Origin of the sequence: Haloechinothrix sp. LS1_15 (assembly GCF_033042135.1) — a bacterium.
Classification (GTDB): Bacteria; Actinomycetota; Actinomycetes; order Mycobacteriales; family Pseudonocardiaceae; genus Haloechinothrix.
Map to the genome: position 1 here is coordinate 1 of NZ_WBXM01000004.1, position 17593 is coordinate 17593.

The 17593-nt window shown below is 67.8% G+C and carries 13 protein-coding genes and 1 pseudogene; 7 read left to right on the plus strand and 7 right to left on the minus strand.

All coding sequences use genetic code 11. The annotated features are described in order from the left end of the window. The 3 genes from F8178_RS07315 to F8178_RS07325 all read left to right on the plus strand — a co-directional run. Positions 1–548, plus strand: a 548-nt coding sequence (locus F8178_RS07315; protein WP_317493919.1) for a hypothetical protein, incomplete at its 5' end; no start/stop codon positions are given. 175 nt (positions 549–723) lie between these two features. Further along, positions 724–1218, plus strand: a complete 495-nt coding sequence (locus F8178_RS07320) for a hypothetical protein (RefSeq protein WP_317493920.1) — start codon at positions 724–726, stop codon at positions 1216–1218. A 137-nt stretch (positions 1219–1355) separates the two neighbouring features. Then, entirely contained in the window at positions 1356–1856 is a 501-nt protein-coding gene (locus F8178_RS07325; protein WP_317493921.1) for a hypothetical protein, read from the plus strand. A 139-nt stretch (positions 1857–1995) separates the two neighbouring features. Here F8178_RS07325 and F8178_RS07330 read toward each other — a convergent pair whose 3' ends face one another. Beyond that, positions 1996–3597 (minus strand): NERD domain-containing protein, encoded by a 1602-nt coding sequence (locus F8178_RS07330; RefSeq protein WP_317493922.1) that lies wholly within the window; start codon positions 3595–3597, stop codon positions 1996–1998. Between the two features lie 169 nt (positions 3598–3766). Here F8178_RS07330 and F8178_RS07335 point away from each other — a divergent pair, with 169 nt between their 5' ends. Beyond that, entirely contained in the window at positions 3767–5686 is a 1920-nt protein-coding gene (locus F8178_RS07335) for an N-6 DNA methylase (protein WP_317493923.1), read from the plus strand. An 85-nt stretch (positions 5687–5771) separates the two neighbouring features. Here the strand turns inward: F8178_RS07335 and shbA (F8178_RS20400) are convergent. The 3 genes and pseudogenes from shbA (F8178_RS20400) to F8178_RS07350 all read right to left on the minus strand — a co-directional run. Next, positions 5772–6305, minus strand: a pseudogene (shbA, locus tag F8178_RS20400) (RNA polymerase sigma factor ShbA); the annotation flags it as partial. A gap of 404 nt (positions 6306–6709) precedes the next feature. Next, complete coding sequence (gene shbA, locus F8178_RS07345) at positions 6710–7330, minus strand: RNA polymerase sigma factor ShbA (RefSeq protein ID WP_317493925.1); 621 nt, start codon at positions 7328–7330, stop codon at positions 6710–6712. Positions 7331–7383: 53 nt separating this feature from the next. Next, the gene (locus F8178_RS07350) at positions 7384–8610 is read right to left on the minus strand and encodes a DNA sulfur modification protein DndB (protein WP_317493926.1); all 1227 of its coding nucleotides are present in this window, start codon (positions 8608–8610) and stop codon (positions 7384–7386) included. Positions 8611–9135: 525 nt separating this feature from the next. Here F8178_RS07350 and F8178_RS07355 point away from each other — a divergent pair. Further along, the gene (locus F8178_RS07355; RefSeq protein WP_317493927.1) at positions 9136–9477 is read left to right on the plus strand and encodes a TetR/AcrR family transcriptional regulator; all 342 of its coding nucleotides are present in this window, start codon (positions 9136–9138) and stop codon (positions 9475–9477) included. A 14-nt stretch (positions 9478–9491) separates the two neighbouring features. Continuing rightward, positions 9492–10754 (plus strand): DUF4143 domain-containing protein, encoded by a 1263-nt coding sequence (locus tag F8178_RS07360; RefSeq protein WP_317493928.1) that lies wholly within the window; start codon positions 9492–9494, stop codon positions 10752–10754. Positions 10755–11253: 499 nt separating this feature from the next. On the opposite strand, the gene F8178_RS07365 is transcribed toward F8178_RS07360, so the two are convergent. The 3 genes from F8178_RS07365 to F8178_RS07375 form a co-directional block, all read right to left on the minus strand. Next, positions 11254–12330 carry a hypothetical protein gene (locus tag F8178_RS07365; RefSeq protein WP_317493929.1) on the minus strand — a complete coding sequence of 359 codons (1077 nt, stop codon included), beginning with the start codon at positions 12328–12330 and terminating at the stop codon, positions 11254–11256. A gap of 136 nt (positions 12331–12466) precedes the next feature. Next, a complete protein-coding gene (locus F8178_RS07370) occupies positions 12467–14047 on the minus strand; it encodes a serine/threonine-protein kinase (protein ID WP_317493930.1) in 1581 nt (526 codons plus the stop codon). A gap of 50 nt (positions 14048–14097) precedes the next feature. Continuing rightward, positions 14098–14649 (minus strand): hypothetical protein, encoded by a 552-nt coding sequence (locus F8178_RS07375; RefSeq protein ID WP_317493931.1) that lies wholly within the window; start codon positions 14647–14649, stop codon positions 14098–14100. A 101-nt stretch (positions 14650–14750) separates the two neighbouring features. Between F8178_RS07375 and F8178_RS07380 the strand changes: the two genes are divergently transcribed. Next, positions 14751–17579 carry a helicase-related protein gene (locus tag F8178_RS07380; protein ID WP_317493932.1) on the plus strand — a complete coding sequence of 943 codons (2829 nt, stop codon included), beginning with the start codon at positions 14751–14753 and terminating at the stop codon, positions 17577–17579. Positions 17580–17593 lie beyond the last annotated feature (14 nt).

The window sequence follows — 17593 nt, forward strand, 5'->3', positions numbered from 1 at the left end:
GGGTGGAGACGGCGTTCATTCCCGCCAAGCCTCCGCGGAAGTACCGGCCTCGTATGGGGGCGGTCAAGGCTCTGGGGATGATCGCGATCGCGCTGTACACCACGGCTCACGTCGTGACGATGAAGCGCGTGCATGTCGATGCGTGGCCGATCTGCCCCGAATGCGAGGAGCGTGGGTACCGATTCGGCAGAGCTGCTCGGTGGCTGTTCTTTGGCGGTCTCGCCCTGTTCGCGGGACCGTTGCTGTTCGCGTTCACCGTAGGACCGTTCTTACCGGAACCCACAGGGCCTCGGTCGGATCTCATCAGTGTCCTGCTCGGAATCCTCATTGTGGGACTGCCCATCGTCGGTTTCGCGTCGATGATCGTTTCCGGCCATGTTTATGCTCGGTCTAAGTGGACGTCGGTTGCTGGTGGGAGGGTGTCTGAAGACGAGAAGTGGGTGGTCTTCGACGAGCCGCACCCGAACTTCGTTGCGGAGGTCCAGCCGTTCCTGGGCGGCGCGCGCCCTGGTACCGCGTCTGACGGCGCGGTGAGCGAGGATGGTTAGGCTCTCGGTACGGCTCGTCAAGGGGTAGCTTGTGGGGCAGTTGAGAGTTCGGCCAGCGGTCGTGACGCAGTTCAGCGGCGATGTCGGCGTCTGTGTTCGGCATGGTAATTCTCCAAGCCAGGGGGTGGAGACGGCGTTCATTCCCGCCAAGCCTCCGCGGAAGTACCGGCCTCGTATGGGGGCGGTCAAGGCTCTGGGGATGATCGCGATCGCGCTGTACACCACGGCTCACGTCGTGACGATGAAGCGCGTGCATGTCGATGCGTGGCCGATCTGCCCCGAATGCGAGGAGCGTGGGTACCGATTCGGCAGAGCTGCTCGGTGGCTGTTCTTTGGCGGTCTCGCCCTGTTCGCGGGACCGTTGCTGTTCGCGTTCACCGTAGGACCGTTCTTACCGGAACCCACAGGGCCTCGGTCGGATCTCATCAGTGTCCTGCTCGGAATCCTCATTGTGGGACTGCCCATCGTCGGTTTCGCGTCGATGATCGTTTCCGGCCATGTTTATGCTCGGTCTAAGTGGACGTCGGTTGCTGGTGGGAGGGTGTCTGAAGACGAGAAGTGGGTGGTCTTCGACGAGCCGCACCCGAACTTCGTTGCGGAGGTCCAGCCGTTCCTGGGCGGCGCGCGCCCTGGTACCGCGTCTGACGGCGCGGTGAGCGAGGATGGTTAGGCTCTCGGTACGGCACGAAAAAGGGGTAGGTCGCTGTGGGGCAGATGCGAGTGCGGCCAGCCGTTGTAGAGGGGTCCAGTGGTGATCTGGGTGTCTGTGTTCGCCACGGCATCCCTCCGAGCCAGCGGGTGGACACGGTGTTCCTGCAACGGAAGCCTCCCAAGGAGTTCCGTCCGAAGTACGGCGTGGTCCGCATGTTGGGCGTCTTCGCGATCGCGATCTATGGCTTCCTCGCGGTAGTCGGTACGAAGCGTATCGAGGCAGCTGGCTGGCCGGTGTGTACCGAGTGCGAGCGACGTCGACGGAGGATCCGGCTCACGGCGCGATGGATGTTCTTCGGTGGTCTGGTCCTGTTCGTGGGGCCGGTGTTGTTCGCTGTGCTCGTCGGTGAGCATCTTCCGGAGCCGAGTGAGTCTGTTGCGCCGTTTGTGACGGCGCTGTTCGTTGTCCCGCCGGTGCTCGGCTTCGCGTCGATGATCGTTTCGGCGCGTGTCTCGTCGCGTGGCGATTGGCCGTGGATCACCGGTGGTCGGGTCTCCCAGGACGGCGAGTGGGTGGTCTTTGACGAGCCGCACCCGGACTTCGTTGCCGAGATCCAGCCGCTGCTGGACGGCGGTGGAGAGCGTCGGGACACATAGCTGGACTGTACCGCCGTAGCCGTCACCAGGCGCAGCGTTAACTGGGTGAACACCTCGTCGGCGGCGTTACCCCTGCGCTCGGAGAGCGTGTGGAACCTGAGCGGGCTCGCGAAACGCACGCTGCGCGGGCGAGCTGGGGCTATCGCGGTCCGCAGGCGATCAGCAGGTCGCGCGCGCGGCTCATTCCCACGTACCGCAGTGCGCGAGCGCGGTCACCGTGCGCGGGCCCGTTCAAGGCAAGCACCACGGCTGGCCGTTCCAGCCCCTTCGAACCCGAGACCGTTCCGTGGAAAACGACCTTTCCTTCCCAGAACGCGTTCCAGTACTGCTCGATGGAGTGTTCGTTGAGGACCCTGCTGTGTTCGGGATGGCGATGGCCGGTGGTCAGCAGCATGATGTGACCTGGTTGCCAGCCGTTCTCGAGCAGTTGGCGTACCTGATCATCGGCCGTTTCGATGGCGCGATCAGGAGTGGTGTCGATCCACTGCACGTCGGCACCGGGCCCACCGAGCGGCGTGAGCGGACGCTCGCCGTACGGCTCGAACGCACGCGTGATGGGTTCGGTATTGCGGACGTTCTCGTCGAGGACGATGCGCGTGAAACCGGCGTCTGGGATGGCGCCACGGGAGAACACCGCCTGACCCTCATCGGCGAAGGCCACAAGGCACGCCCGCTCGCGGTCGCTGAGCGCTGCACAGATCGGGTCCCACCAGGACGGTGCGAAGTCCTGGATCTCGTCGATGACTGCGGCGTGGAACCGTTCGGATTCGGATAGCTCTCGTGCGCGGTGGAGCATGAGCGTCGGCACCTCGCTCTCCCACTGATGGGGCTCGGGCATGCCGTGGTGCGACCACGCTCCCCAGCGGTAGCCGAGAGCATGGAACGTCCCGGTGAACACCGGTCGTTGGCCCGGCGGCAGCGCCTGCACTCGCCGCTTCAGCCAGGTTGACAAGCCGCGTGAGTAGCAGAGCAGCGCGACCCGTTGGCCGCGCGCGGCGAGCCGCCGGGCCTGCTCGACCGCGAGCCAGGTCTTACCGGTTCCCGCGCCTCCGAGGATCTGCACGCGGGACTGCTCGCGCAGCATGTCCAGCACCTTGGCTTGCTGCGCCGTCAGCAGCTCGCACCGATGCTCGCGGTGGGCGAGTTCGGCGGCGAGCTGCGACGCGAGATCCGCCTGCACGTGCTGCGGGCCGGTGAACGCGGTCGCCAGCGATGTGGCTTGCGCGGTGTCGGGTGGCGGCGGTGCGTCCACGAGCGCACCGAGCTGGGTGGCGATTCTGGAGGCGAGCACGGGAACGTCGTCCCGGTCACTCAGAATCTCACGTGGACAGTGCGGCGCCACGAAATCGCGAGACACGCTGGTGTGTGGCATCACGACATGGTGCGCCATGCGGGGATCGCCGTTACACCAGCGAGGGTGTCTGCGCAGGATGTCGCGCAGTGCGTACTTGCACTCCCGGGCCTGGTCGAACGGGCGGAGCCTGCGAGCTTTCCGGGCACTGCTGGACCACCAGTGGCCGTTGGCGTAGACCACCGGGCCGGCTTTCACCTCGATCACCGCGACACCGACCCCCGGCCACACCATGACGGCGTCCGCTTCCCGGTCGCCCTTTCTGGTGGTGATACGCAGGTTCGGTATGACGGTGGCATCGGGCGGCAGCTGCATCCGCAGCTGCTCGATCACATACTGCTCGGCGGGGTCGAGCCCCACCTCCCCATCGGGCGCAACTCGGGCGGCCATACGCATGAGCGTGGTGGAACGCCGGTGCTCACCGAAAGTGTTACGGCGGTTACTCACCCGGCTGGCGCAGCGACGGGGTACGACCGGCACGAAACGGTTCGGTCCGTGAACAAAATCAACATGAGCCGCTGCGCGTGGTACGTTCACAGTAACGACGGCGGAGGTGGCGATGCCGGAGGACTCGCTGGTCAGCGCGGCCGAGGTGGCCCGCCTGGCGGATGTCGGCCGCGCAGCGGTGAGCAACTGGCGTCGCCGGTACCCGGATTTCCCGCAGCCGGTGGACAGCAGCGAACCGAACCCGCGTTTCCGCCTCTCGGAAGTCGAGGAGTGGCTGCGCGAGCACGGCAGGTTGCGCCCGCTCACGCGGGCGGAGACGGTGTGGCGCGCCCTGGAGGCTGGGCGCGGCGAGGTGGAGCTGGTCGACGAGCTTGCCCGGGCGCTCACCTACCTGCGGGATCCCGCGGCGGCTGGCTCGCTGCGCACGCAGCTCCGCACTGCGCTGGACGAGGTGCCCGCCGGGAAGCGCGAGGACCTGGCCGAGGAGCTGTTCGAGCAGCATGTCGAACGGTCCCGAGGGGAGCTCACCACCGCCGGCGAGCTGGCCAGTCTGATGGTGCAGCTGGCCGGGCAGGCGCGCTCGGTGTTCGACCCGGCCTGTGGGGCCGGCACGATCCTGCGCGAGGCCGCCGCGCAGGGAGCAAGCGAATTGGCGGGCCAGGAGGTCGCCCGGGAACTGGCCACGCTCGCCAGTGCCAGGGTCGCGGCGAAGGCTCAGCCCGGTGCACGGATCCGCATCGAGGTCGCGGACTCGCTGCGCGCCGACGCCTTCGGTGAGTTCCAGGCGGACGCGGTGCTGTGCGATCCGCCGTTCGGCTACCGCGACTGGGGATACGAGGAGCTCGGGATGGATCCCCGGTGGGGCTACGGGTTCCCGGTCAAAAGCGAGCCCGAGCTGGCCTGGCTGCAGCACTGCCTGGCACACACCGTCCCTGGGGGCACCGTGGTGATGCTTGCCCCGGCGAGTGTGGCCTCCCGCCGATCGGGCAAGGTCATCCGCCAGGCGCTGGTGCGGCGTGGTGTCGTTCGGGCGGTGATCGCGCTGCCCGCCGGTTCGCTGCCACACACCGGCATCCCGGTGCACCTGTGGGTGCTCCGGGCACCTGACGGCGAGGCGGGCGATCCTGTACTGCTGATCGATGCCGGTGACGAGAAGCCCGCTCGGCGGGGCATGGTCAACTGGCCAGCCATTCACGAGGCGGTGCTGCAGCCCTGGCACTCGTTCGCCGACACCGGGACAGTGCATGAGATCCCCGGCGTGCAGGCCACTGTGGATCCGATCGAGCTGCTCGACGAGGATGTGGATCTCACCCCGGCGCGGCACATACCGGCACCGGCCACCACAGTGAACGCTGATGACTTGGAACGTCAGCGGAACCAGCTCGTCACCGAGCTGGAACGGCTGGCCGGTGCGCTGCCGGGCGCGCGCAGCAGCGGCGCCGCCTGGACCCGACCGGCAACCACGATCGGCGAGCTGGTGCGCGCCGGGGCGCTGCTGTACCGGCAGCAGACCGCCCGGCTGGAGACCACCGACGACCCGGATGCCTCAGGCAGGCGGGTGCTCACTGGTCGGAATGTCGCCGGTGGCACCGGGCCGACGATGCGGCTGGCCGGAGAATCCACCGACCTGATCGAGCTGCGGCCCGGTGATGTGGTGGTACCGGCGCTGGTCGCAGGCGACGGTCGGCCAGTCGCCGAGGTGATCACCGAGAGCGGCCTGCTGCTTGGGCCGAACCTGCAACTGCTGCGGGTCGACCCGGAGCGGCTGGACGCGGAATTCCTGGCGGGGCAGCTGCGCTCCAGCAGGGCTGCGCGGGTGGGCAGCGTGACCGCCTCCGGCGTGCACCGGCTGGACGCGCGACGTGTCGAGATACCGGTAGTCGGGCTGGCCGAGCAGCGAGTGCTGGGTGAGCGTTTCCGGCAGCTACGCGAGTTCGAGCACGCCCTGCGGCGGCTCGCGGACACGGGAACGGAGCTGGTCAGGCACTACGCGGATGGTTTGGCGGAAGGGAGTCTGGCTCCCGGGGACTGACCGCCCTCCCACGGCCGTGGCTGGCGTCGCGTGAGCGTGAGCCACGCAGCCCGCGCATGTCCTGCCAGGAGTCGTTGGCGCTGTCGAGGTAGTCGCGGAGCCGCTTCAGCGCGCGGTGCTGCGCCACCCGAACCGCTCCCGGCGTGCTCGACACCGCCTGCGCGGTCTCCTCGACCGACAGGCCCACCACGATCCGCAGCGACAGGATCTCGTGTTGTTGCGGGGTCAGCACCGCCAGCAGCTGGGCGATCTCCACGCTGGTCTCGGCGGTGAGTACCGCGCTGTCCGGGCCGCTGTCGGTGCTCGGCGTGTCGGGGAACTCGGCAACCAGCCGGTCACGGTCGGCGGCGCGCTTGCGGTAGAAGTCGGCGACCTTCCGCGACGCGATCCCGTAGGCGAAGGCGAGGATGCTCGAACCGGACGCCTGGTATCGCGGCAGCGAATGCACCAGCCCGAGCAGTGCCTCCTGCGCGACGTCGTCCGCCGAGGCGTACGCACAGTGCGTCCGCCCGACGCGGGCGCGACAGTAGCGTACGACCTTCGGCTGGATGCGGGCCAGCAGATCGTTGATGGCCTGCGGATGACCGCCTGCGGCATCGGCGGCGAGACCTGCCAGCACATCGGTACCGTCCGCCTGCTCGGGCTTGCCTCCGAGCGCGAATGGCTGCACTCCTGCGACGGCGCTGTCGGACATGGGCAGAGACCTTTCGGTACAGGCATGACCGCGCGGTCCATACTCGTGGGTAGCGTGTTCCGTCGTGGAACTCGGCGGAATCCTCCACATTAGGTAGCTGCCAGAATGGTGAAAAATCGCCGAAACCGGATCGTTGCCGGCGAAGCTCACAGCTAGCCGTTCGGACTAGTGACAACACCCCGAGGCACACCCACAGTAGAGCCCCGCCGGCTACGGCTCCTGGCGCGGAGGGGCGCGTGAACGCCGTCGGAAGAGGCGGCTCGGGCTCTTCGGGGTCGACGGCGGGGTCGATGTTGTACTCGCTCATGTGCTTCTCCCGGTGTCGCGGGTTAGTCGGGCGCGGCCAGCGGTGGGTTACCGGCACCGGATGCGCGGGCGATCTCGGCACGCAGCCGGTTCAGCGCCCGGTGTTGGGCGATGCGTACCGCGCTCGGTGAGGTCGACAGCGCCCGCGCGGTCTCCGCGGCGGACAGGCCGACGGCCACGCGGAGGACGAGGATCTCGCGCTGGTAGTCGGTCAGCGTGCGCAGCAGCCTCCCCACCTCTTCGCGCAGCTCGGCACGCACAGCCTGGTGCTCCGGGCCGGTGTCCGGGGTGTGGGCGCTCTCGGGCAGTTCGGCGACGGGCTGGGTCGGGTTCGAGGCGTGCCTGCGGTGGAAGTCGGCGACCTTGTTCGCGGCGATGCCGTAGGCAAAGGCGAGGAAGTTCGCGCCGCTCGCGCGGTACCTCGGCAGGGAGCTGAGCACCCCGAGTAGCGCCTCCTGGGCGACGTCGTCGGCGGACGCATCACGGCCGTGTGCCGCGCCGATCCGTGCTCGGCAGTAGCGCACGATCTTCGGCTCCACACGCGCGAGCAGCTCGGCCGTGGCACCTGAATCACCGCCCGCGGCCGCCGCGGCGAGTGCGCCCAGCGTGTCGGGCGACTCACGGTCCGGCGCGGGCTCGGTCATGGCGGTGGCCTTTCGGCGGGGCGCGTGGCGTGTGCGGAGGGCTGTCGCGGCGCTCATCGCGGGGCTGCCGGGTACCAGCTGGTGACCACGGACACCAGGTGTTGCAGGTTCTGGGTACGCATCACCGGGGCCGAAGCCTCGGGTTCGAAGTTCCGGCTGGCTTCGGTGCGGCGCCAGATCCCGTCGTCGGCCACCGGTGTGGTCATGTGGGGGTCGAGCGTGGCGAAGAAGGACGCGATGTCGTCGTCGGCGATGTCCTTGGCGTTCAGCTCGTGGTACGTGCCGGCGAGTACGCGCAACATCCCGACCGAGGCCAGCAGTGAGCGGCCACGCAGCTCGTCCGGTCGGAGTGTACCGTCGGCAATGGCGGCCAGGTCGGTGAACGCCGTGCTGATGCAGTCCAGGAAGTTGTGCACCGACTCCACCACGGCCTCGTCGGACAGCGTGGCCTCGCGCTTCTTGCTGATGCGCCCGCTGACCCCCACCGCCACGGCTCGGGTGAGGTCGGCGACGTGCTTGGCGCCGATGAAGTTGGTGTTGTTGCGCGTCATGCGGTCCTGCTCGAGGTCGACGTTGTTGTGCAACAGGGCGTGGTCGACGACCCGGTCGAGCGTGCGGTTCGCGATCTTCGAGCCGTCGAAGCGTGCGCGCAGCGCCGTGGAGATGCCCTTGGCGTTGTCGGCGACGTCGACGAACATCTGCCGGGCGGCCACCGGGTCGGGCTCGACGTAGATGTCGAGGCCGATGGCCTCCTGCTGGATCCGCTCCAGCGCCGCCTTCAGATCCTCGCGCTTCCCGGTGAGGGTGCGGATGCGGTTCTCCGCGCGGGCGCGGTCGAGCTCGCGGTCGAGCTTGTCGATCTCGTTGGTGAGCCGCTGTATCTCCGTGCGCACCCCGAGGATGCGGTGCTGGCCGTCGATCGTGGACAGCGCACCGACCGTGCCGGTCGACCACGGGATGTCCAGGTAGCCGACGGTGCCGTCGCTGCCGTCCACCGGGTGGAAGGTGCAGCTGCCGTTGTCGCGAGCCAGCAGGGTCGGCGCGACCCACGCCTCGTGCGCGGTGAGGTATTCGCCGAAGGACTTGGCGTGGCGGGCGTCGACCCGGCGGTTGTCCGGGTCGGTGTGGTCGGGGTCCGGCACGGGAAGGATCTTGTCCAGGTCGAGCAGCGGGACGCGGGTGCTGTACACGGTGCGGCCGCCCTGCACGCTGCGCACGGCAAGGTAGGTGTCGGCGCGGCGACCTGCGGTGATGCGCTCGACGTCGACGGTCAGGGACATGGGGACCTCCTGCGGGTGATGGCGACAAGCGCCGGTGGTCGTGAACTAGTGCTAGTTAAGCATGTACTGTGAACGTCGTCAACATATTATCCATGGGTCGACAAGTTCACGCGAACGAGACGCGAGTGTGTGAGCACGATTCGGTGCGATTCACCGTCCTGGCGGTTCAGGTTGGCCCTCCCAGGTCTCACGCGGGTGGCTCGCGTGCGACCTGGGAGGGCCGAGTGTCGCGGAAATCGAAGCCTGGCGATGGGTCCGCAAGGCCGGGGTGTCACGGGCGGACTTGCGGAGTCGGATCGCTGCGGCCCGGTAGCGTGCTTCGTAGACTTCGCCCCTGGACGTCGGTGGCTGGTGGGAGGTGTCGCAGCCAGCGTCACCGCGTGAGCTGGTAGGAGTGCAGCCGGTCGACCTCGACGAACCCGGCCTGATCGTACAGGCGGTTCGCGGCAGTGCGATCGCGATCGCCACCAGGCTCGTCATCATCAACGAACAACCAGGCGGCAGGGTAGTACACGGCGTGGGTTCGTGCGATGTACCGGAGTTGGCCCACCACAGTGCTTGCTGCCCCGGAGCTGGTGGACGAATCGGGTCAGCTGTGGGATAGCGGATTCTAGGAAAGTCGCCCGGCGGTTGCTGACGGCAGGTGTGCGCTGTTTCGCGTCGCGCGGCTTCCACGTAACAACCACCGGGCATAGCACCTCGGCGGCTGGCCTGTCGCTTGCCGCGCTGGACGTGCACTTCGGCTCGAAAGAAGAAGTCCTCTTCGAGATCTCCCAGTATGTGCGGGACCGCCGCCATTCGGCGTGCGATATGGCCAGCACTCTCTGTGCGATAGTGCCAGTGTACGATGTGCGAAACTGCCAGTAACATGGAGAGGTAATGTGAGTACGCAGAGCTACTATACGCGGTTGGTAGATCCGTACCTCGCCGAGATTCGCCGCACGTTCCCAGCGGTGTTGCTCACCGGAGCCCGGGCGACGGGCAAGACGACGACGGCTCGTCAGCACGTCGAGACGGTAATTAGGCTCGATCGGTACGAGGAAGCGGGAGCCTTTCAGGCCGCACCGGATCGGGCCCTCGCCACCATGCGCGGCAGCGTCCTGCTGGACGAATGGCAGGAGGTTCCTGAGGTATTGGGCGCAGTCAAGAGGGCCGTCGATGAGGGCGCGGAGCCTGGCCGGTTCCTGCTCGCTGGCAGCGTGAGAGCGCCCATGAAGACAACCATGTGGCCGGGCACCGGTCGGCTCATTCAAGTGTCCATGTATCCCATGACCACCGCTGAGCTGAAGCCGGACGGTGTGGGTACCGCAGGCAAGGTGCTCGATCTGCTCAGCACAGGGCGAGCGGGGGAGCTGTTGCCGCCTGCCGACCCACCTGATCTGGTCGGCTATCTGGAACTGGCAGTTGCAGGCGGATACCCGGAAGTCGTCCGCGCGCCGGGTCGTGCGCGTACGTTATGGCTGACGAGCTACCTCGAACAGGTCTTCACCCGTGACACGGCGGCGCTCGGTGAGCACCCCGACTCCGGGCGGTTGCGCCGTTTCGTCGAGGTCTTGGCGGCGAACACGGCCGGATTGATAGCTGACACCGATCTGGCTCGGTTAGCTGGCCTGAATGTCAAGACGGTCAAGCACTATCAGCACCTGCTCGTTGAGCTGGGGTTGCTCGACTCAGTGCCAGCCTGGTTCGCGAATCGCAATACACGATTCGCGAAAGGGCACAAGTATTACTTCATTGATCCCGGTCTCGCTGCCGCACTGATCGGCGTCGACGTGGTCGCGCTTCTCAGGGACACGGACATGATGGGACGCATGCTGGACACTTTCGTCGCGGCCCAGATCCGGCCGCTGCTCGAGTTGCGTGAGGACGGAGCTCGCCTTCATCACCTCCGCATGCGGGACGGGCGTCATGAAGTTGACCAGATCGTTGAGTTTCGCAATGGGCGGCTCCTTGCCATCGAGGTCAAGGCATCGGCGGGGCCGTCAACGACCGATGCGCGCCATTTGGCCTGGATGCGCGACCAGTTCGGTGAGCACTTCGTTGGCGGAATCGTGTTCCATACCGGTAAGTGGGTCTATCCGCTAGGCGAGCGGATCACAGCGGTACCCATCGCCGCCCTGTGGGATCAGCGGTGGGATGGATGATCCCATCGCGAGTGGACTGCGTTCCTGTCCGCGAGGGGTGACGAACAACCGTACCGCGTCGACGGATGGGTGGCGGCACAGCCGGGTACGCTGACGCAGTTGACTGGGGCGGCGACCACACGCAAGCTGTCGTGTAGGGCGACCGTACTTTTCCGCCGTAGCTCGGCGACAACGGTCTGTGTCGTCACGTTGGACCACGGCACTTCGCCAGGTCCCTGCGCGAGCTCACCGAGGACATCGAGGCGATCGGCGAGTATCGCGTGCCACAACGGCGATGTGTCCCAGACCAGCGTTGTCATGGGGCTGCGTCCAGCGACTCTCGTAGGTCGTCAGCAGCAGCTCGCCGGTGGCTTCGGTGACGACCTGGGTGAGCGCGTGAGCCGCGGCCTGCGCTGGGCAGTCGAGGTCGCCGAAGATTTCCGCCGACTCCGCACCGCCCTTACCCGCAATCTGCGCCCCGCCCTTTACCTTCGCAGAGATTCCACTAGTTCGCCGCGATTCACTCGCCACTCTGGACAGGCCTTACCAACGCCGCGAACGGTTGGAGAACGTCGGTGACGAACCGTTCGAACTGGGAGAGCGCTTCCTGCGCGGTAATCCGGGGATAGTGCGGGGCCAGCTCACGACCGGCCAGTTCCTGCAGCGTCACATGTATCCGGTCCGCGTCGTGGTCATTGCCCTGCGCGCGTAGCCGCTTGATGTCCAGCTCCGCGGCACCGTCGGCGGGGTAGACCAGCACTACCGGGACATTGTCGGCTCGCAGGATCTTGCGCGCGGCGCCCGTGGTGGTGTCGCGATATCCCTGCTGTTGCGCCCAGTCGAGGATGCGTTGATCAAGCTCGCGAACCGCGCCAGGGGACTCCGCGAGCAACTCGGTGAAGGGCTTGCGCGGGTGCTGGCCCTTCGCCTGCTGAGCAGTCGCTGTCATGCCTACGACCTGGGGAACGAGGGCGCGATGCCCGTGCCCCTCGTACTGCCGGATCTCGATGCCGACGACCTCTGCCAGGGACAACTGCTCATTCAGGAACTCGATCACGGTGCGCAGTTCCTGCGGGAGCTGATCAGCGACGAACACCATCCGCACCCACCCGGAGCGCAGGTTGCTGGCCACACGCTCCCAGTATTCGTCGGCCGCATCATCCACGCCAGTCAGCCCGTCGACGGCGTGATCTGCCTCGGCCGCGGAACCAAGACGCTTGGCCAGGCGCATGCGTAGCTCCTCGGCAGGCCAGTAGCGCAGGCCGTTGGCCGCGTAGTCGAGCATCTGGCCGACAACCTCCCGCCTGATGCGCGTATCCGTGGACCGCTTCACCTCGACGAATGTGGGGATCGCGTCTTGATCCAGGAACAGGTGGTCGATTGCCCAATGCGCGCCGCCGCCCTCGACCGCGGGCACGCCGGCCTCACGGGTGACCAGGAGCCACCGCCTGGGATCGGCGGGGTTGATTCTAGCGCCGGCCAGCAGGTCGGGACACCGGGCGAGTAGGTCCTGCAGTGCGTCTTCGTCCGGGTACGGCTGTGCGGACAGGGGCACGAGGCGATCGTTCTCGATGAGGAAGATGTCGTCGGCGGACACGGTGCACGACCTCCTAGCCTCGGGTCGTTGTCCTGGGAGTAGCAACGGTAGCGCCGCCGGCTACTGGAACGCATTGCTTGGGCTCACCCGGAGATTGACCCTGTTCGTCGCTCCTGCCGAGGGGATCACCGTCAGCTCACCCGGCTGTCCCGGGGCGGTCCGACAGCAGGTCCCGGATCTGCGCGACGACCGGGTGGGACTCGCCCCGGTCAGCGACGAGCTCGTCGAGCAGCCCTTGGAGCGTGGCCCGCCCGGCTTCGGTATGCCCGGCCGCGAGCTGCAGGGTGCCGATCTGCTTGCGCACGTCCACGGTGCGGGAGCTGCGAGCGCCGAAGATGCGCTGCTGATCCTCCAGCACGTGGTGCAGCACATCGAGCGCGAGTTCGAACTCGCCGAGCTTGGCGTGGCATTCCGCGTAGCGACGGCGGCACTCGAACACCAGGACGGAGTCGGCGCCGTAGCGCTGGGCGACCGGGTCGACGAGGTCGCGGTACATCGGTGCCGCAGACCGGTAGTCCCCGCCGTCGAAGAGGATGTTCGCCCACTCCAACCTCGCGTTGATCAGGTCCTCGTCGTGGGGGTCGATGACGCCGCTCGCGGCTTCCACCATGCCAGCCAGTACTTCGGCGGCCTGCGAGAAGCGCGCCTTGTGTGCCAGCCCGTTCGCTTCACTGCGTGCCTGCACCAGGTCCGCCTGTGACACCGCCCGTGTCGCGTGATTCGCCGCTCGTGTGGCGTCGGGCTGGGCGGGTTCGGGCGTGGCGGAGCGCTCTTGTGACTGGGCCCCGGGTGCTGACGTGAAGGCGCGGCTGAGCACCGTGGCGTACATGCGGACCGGGTCGGGCACCACCGGCGGCTGGGGTGCTCCGGGTAGCGGGTCCAGATCGCGCACGAACGGCAGCAGCCGATCGTAGACTTCCTGGGCGGTGGCGGGCCGGTCCGCTTGATTCTTGCGCAACATGTCGGCAAGCAGCGCGTCCAGCTCCGGCGGCACGGTTCCCCGCACGGACCTCACCGACCGGGGCTCGGCGTCGGCCTGTTGGCTCATCACCGAGTACGACGTCGTGCCCGTGAAGAGCTTCTCGCCGGTGAGCATGTGGAACAGCGTGCAGCCCAGCGCGTACAGGTCGGATTGGGGAGCGCTGACCGCCGCGCGCACCTGCTCGGGCGCCATGTATTCGGGCGTGCCGATGTTCTGGCCGCTGCGGGTGATCGCCGACATGTCGGCGATGTCCAGCGCGACGGCCAGCCCGAAGTCGAGAACCTTGACGGTGCCGTCCGGTTCCACCATGAGGTTGCTGGGTTTGATGTCCCGATGCAACAGCGACTTCTCGTGCGCAACCGACAGCACCGAGCAGGTTTGGGCGGCGATCGCGGCGGCCCATCCGATGGGCAGCTGCCCGTGCTGGTCGATGAGGTCGCCGACAGTGAGACCGTGCACGAGCTGCATCACCAGGTACGGCTGATCACCTTCAGCGCCCACGTCGAAGATCGACGGCACACCGGGGTGCTGCAGGCGCGCGGTGATCCGGGATTCTCGCTCGAAGCGCTTGAGCATGTCCTGGCTGTCTGCACCAGGGGGGACGCGGACGAACTTGACGGCGATTTCGCGGTCGAGCCGGATGTCCCGGCCTCGCCATACCTCGCCCATCCCGCCCCGGGCGATGGGGCTGGGGTGGAGCTCGTAGCGCCCGTTGATCACTCTGCGCTCGGCCACACAACCTCCCGCTCGCGCTGCCCGTCGATGTGCCCGGACCCGGGTCGAGCCTATCCCGTGGGCGGTGCGGTGGCGTCCCGCGAATCACTCCCCTCCGCCTGCGCCGGAACCCACCACCGCGCGTAGTCGTCCAGCACCTCCGCCAGCGGGTGCAGCGTGTGCCGCTCCAGCTGGTCGCGAAGGTAGCTAGCGTCGCGCTCGGTCACCGCCACCAATGGCTTGCGCAGCCGAATGCTCCAGCTGTCCTCCATCCCGGTGAAACTGGCGAGCTCACCGACCAGCGGCCCCAGCTCCACCCCCTCGGGCCACGTGGTGGCGGTGGCGAACTCCACGTCACAGCCCACGGTGAAGCGTTTGCCGCCGAACTCGACCGGTTCGTCCAGCTCCGCCACCGCCGAGCGGGCGGTACCAGCCGCGATAATCCGGCCCCGGTCCCGCGTGGGGTTCTTGAAGCAGCCCCGCGTGGTGTAGAGGAAAAGCGTGTCGCCCGGCGTGAGCGCACGCACCTCGGCGCGCCGCATGTCAGGGAACGCCATGCGCTGCTCGGTCAGCACCCAGCCGAGGGCTTCCCGGTCACCGATAACAAGCAGGTAGTGCGCCACGACCCCACCCTACGACGGCACGGTCGCTGTGCGCGGTAGTCGGATCACGATTCGGGCATGGCCCTCGATAGGGGACTGGCATGGTTACTAGGCTCGCGCGAGTGCAAGGGGAGAAGTCGGAACCGGATTACGCGCCGGGCGCGCAGATCGTCGTGCGGGACGAGGACTGGCTGGTCCGGACTTCCCGCCGCACCCGGCGGGGCAGCTACCGTATCGAGGCGACCGGGGTGTCCGAGCTGGTGCGGGACCAGGACGCGGTGTTCTACACCGACCTGGACGACGTGACGGTGCTCGATCCCCGCGAGACGCGTCTGGTGGCCGACGACAGCTCGGGATTCCGCCGCTCGCGGCTGTGGCTGGAGTCGCTGCTGCGGCAAAGCTCCACCCCGATCACCAACACCGAGATCGTCTCGGGCCATCGCGGGCTGGCCGACCGGATGGACTACCAGCTGCGTCCGGCGCATCAGGCGTTGGCGAACCTGCGGCCGCGTATCCTCATCGGTGACGCGGTCGGCCTGGGCAAGACCCTGGAGATCGGCATCACGCTGACCGAGCTGATCGAACGGGGGCGCGGCGAGCGGATCCTGGTGGTCACCCCGCGTGCGGTGCTGGAGCAGTTCCAGCACGAGATGTGGACCCGCTACGCCATCCCGCTGGTGCGGCTGGACTCGGACGGTATCCAGCGGATCCGCCAGACCCTGCCCGCTACCCGCAACCCGTTCAGCTACTACCGGCGGGCGATCGTCTCGATCGACACGCTGAAGAACCCGGCCCGCTACCGCCACCACCTGGGCAATCACGACTGGGACGTGGTGGTCATCGACGAGTGCCACAACCTCATCAACCGCGGCACCCAGAACTTCGAGCTGGCCAAGCTGCTGGCGCGGCAGACGGAAGCCCTGATCCTGGCCAGCGCCACGCCGCACAACGGTAAACCGGAGTCGTTCGCCAACCTGGTGGAGCTGCTCGACCCCACCGCGATCGCGGACCGCTCGAACTACAGCGCCGATGACATCGAGCACCTGTACGTGCGCAGGCACCGCAACTCCCCGGACGTCACGCTCGAGGTCGGCCAGCACTGGGCGGCGCGTGAGGATCCCCGCGTCGTCTCGGTCACCGCCACCGCCGAGGAGCAGGCGGTGCTGGACGAGCTGCGGGATGTGTGGCTGCGCCCCGCAGGCCAGCCACCGGTGACCGGCAAGGGCCGGTCGCTGTTCCCGTGGACGCTGTTCAAGGCGTTCCTGTCGTCGCCGGAAGCGCTGCGCAGCAGCATCAAACGCCGCCTCAACACCCTCGCCGACCGCTCCGACGCCGCCATCGAGGCCACGGCGTTGCAGCGGCTGGACGAGCTGGCCGCCGCGGCGCAGATGCGCGGGCCCGCGAAGCTGGAAGCGCTGGTGGGCTACCTCCGCGATGTCGGGCTCTCCGCCAGCAACGATGCTCGCGTGGTGGTGTTCTCCGAACGGATCGACACGCTGCACTGGCTGCGCGAGCAGCTGACGTCGCGGCTGAAGCTGCCGGACAAGGCGGTGGCCACGCTGCACGCCCAGTTGCCAGACGAGAAGGTGCAGGCGGTGCGCACCGACTTCGAGCTGGCCACCAGCCCGGTGCGGCTGCTGCTGGCCAGCGACATGGCGTCGGAGGGCATCAACCTGCACCGGCAGTGCCACCGGCTGGTGCACTACGACCTGCCGTGGAGCTTCATCCGGATCCAGCAGCGCAACGGCCGCATCGACCGGTACATGCAGCTGCGGAAACCGGAGATCACCGCCCTGGCGCTGACCTCGGACGGCGAGTCAGGCGAGTCCGCGATCAGCGACCTACGGGTGGTGACGAAGCTGCTGCAGAAGGAGCACGCCGCGAACCAGGCGCTGGGGGATGCGGGTGCGCTGCTGAACGTGCGGGACGAGCAGATCGAGGAGGACACCGTGATGTCCTACCTCCAGCAGGGCCGGGACCTGGACGAGGAGGTGCCCGACCCGGAGCCGGCGCAGCTCAACCCGTTCGCGGCGATGATGGCCACCGGCGGGCAGCACGAGCAGGAACCGCCGGTGCGCACTGAGAGCCCGCGCACGCTGTTCGATGACGACGACAACTTCCTCACCGAGGCGCTGGAGGAGATCGCCCCGGATTTCGGCACTCTCAACGTGCACCGGGAGCAGGAGACAGGTCTGCTGGCGTTCGACACCCCGGAGGACCTGGCGGCACGGCTGGCGGACCTGCCGGGTGACTACCTCGCCGAGCGCGGGGTGACCGACCGGATCCGGCTGTCCTCGCAGTACCGGTACGCGAAGACACGGCTGGACAAGGCCCGCGCCGAGGAGGACATGACGTGGCCGGATGTCAGCTATCTGGCCCCGATCCATCCGGTGTTGCAGTGGGCGACCAGCCGGGCGCTGGCGCGGTTCGACCGCAACCAGGCGCCGCTGATGGCCGCTGCGGTGGACGAGCCGGTGTTCCTGACGCAGGCGAGCTGGTCGAACGAGCTGGGCCAGGCGGTGCTCACCCGCTGGGGCGCGATCACCGGCCTGCCCCGGAATCCGCAGGTGGGGGAGCTACGCGAGGCGGTTGAGCAGGCCGGGCTGAAGGAGCGGGCACGCAACCCCGGAGGCGTGCAGAGCTGGGCTGAAAAGCTGCAACCCCTGGTGCCGCAGGCGGTAGAGGTCGCCACGGAGGATCTGCGCGGCAGGCGCGAGGAGATGGAAGGCGCGCTGCTGGAACGGCTGGAGCAGCACCGCACGCGGGTGCAGCGCTGGGAGCAGCTCGCGCTGTCGCTCGTGGACAGTGAGGGCCGGTCTGGAAGCCGGTCCCACAAGCGCAAGGACGCCGTGCACCGGACGCGTGACGATGCCGACTCGCGCATCGATTCGCTGGCCGCGTCGGGCGAGCCGTTCGTCCGGGTGGTCGGCGTGATCGTCCCAGCAGGCTAGGCATCCCCGGCGCA

What these genes read in the sequence shown, in the direction of transcription:
- F8178_RS07335 (WP_317493923.1), top strand. Translation starts at nt 3,767, where the DNA reads ATGCCGGAGGACTCGCTGGTCAGCGCGGCCGAGGTGGCCCGCCTGGCG.
- F8178_RS07350 (WP_317493926.1), bottom strand. Translation starts at nt 8,610, where the DNA reads ATGTCCCTGACCGTCGACGTCGAGCGCATCACCGCAGGTCGCCGCGCC.
- shbA (WP_317493925.1), bottom strand. Translation starts at nt 7,330, where the DNA reads ATGACCGAGCCCGCGCCGGACCGTGAGTCGCCCGACACGCTGGGCGCA.
- F8178_RS07330 (WP_317493922.1), bottom strand. Translation starts at nt 3,597, where the DNA reads ATGGCCGCCCGAGTTGCGCCCGATGGGGAGGTGGGGCTCGACCCCGCC.
- F8178_RS07320 (WP_317493920.1), top strand. Translation starts at nt 724, where the DNA reads ATGGGGGCGGTCAAGGCTCTGGGGATGATCGCGATCGCGCTGTACACC.